1 rRNA gene is annotated in these 1045 nt (G+C 50.0%); it reads right to left on the bottom strand.

Going from position 1 to position 1045, the window contains the following annotated elements:
• Positions 1-1045 (bottom strand): 23S ribosomal RNA (locus KT99_RS19815); the annotation flags it as partial.

Raw genomic sequence — 1045 nt, 5'->3', positions numbered from 1 at the left:
GAAGTACGGTACCATTTGCCTAGTTCTTAGCCGAGTCTCTCAAGCGCCTTGGTATTCTCTACCCAACCACCTGTGTCGGTTTGGGGTACGATTCCTACTAACCTGAAGCTTAGAAGATTTTCCTGGAAGCATGGCATCAACTACTTCAACCCCTTAGGGTCTCGTCATCAGTCCTCAGTCTTGCAATTTAATGCGTATCCCCGGATTTGCCTAAGAATACAACCTACAACCTTAAACGCGGACAACCAACGCCGCGCTAGCCTAGCCTTCTCCGTCTCTCCATCGCAGTTAGCAGAAGTACAGGAATATTAACCTGTTTCCCATCGATTACGCCTTTCGGCCTCACCTTAGGGGTCGACTTACCCTGCCCTGATTAACATTGGACAGGAAACCTTGGTCTTTCGGCGAGGGAGTTTTTCACTCCCTTTATCGTTACTCATGTCAGCATTCGCACTTCTGATACCTCCAGCGTGGGTTACCCCTTCGCCTTCAACGGCTTACAGAACGCTCCTCTACCGCTTGCCAGTAAACTAGCAAACCCATAGCTTCGGTGTATTGCTTAGCCCCGTTAAATCTTCCGCGCAGGCCGACTCGACTAGTGAGCTATTACGCTTTCTTTAAATGATGGCTGCTTCTAAGCCAACATCCTAGCTGTCTAAGCCTTCCCACATCGTTTCCCACTTAGCAATAACTTTGGGACCTTAGCTGATGGTCTGGGTTGTTTCCCTTTCCACGACGGACGTTAGCACCCGCCGTGTGTCTCCCGAGTAGTACTCATTGGTATTCGGAGTTTGCAAAGGGTTGGTAAGTCGGGATGACCCCCTAGCCTTAACAGTGCTCTACCCCCAATGGTATTCGCTCGAGGCGCTACCTAAATAGCTTTCGAGGAGAACCAGATATCTCCCGGTTTGATTGGCCTTTCACCCCCATCCACAAGTCATCCGCTCATTTTTCAACATAAGTCGGTTCGGTCCTCCAGTTGATGTTACTCAACCTTCAACCTGCCCATGGATAGATCACCGGGTTTCGGGTCTACACCTGCAAC

Origin of the sequence: Shewanella benthica KT99 (assembly GCF_000172075.1) — a bacterium.
Classification (GTDB): domain Bacteria; phylum Pseudomonadota; class Gammaproteobacteria; order Enterobacterales; family Shewanellaceae; genus Shewanella; species Shewanella benthica_A.
This window is presented reverse-complemented; position numbering and strand designations above follow the sequence as displayed.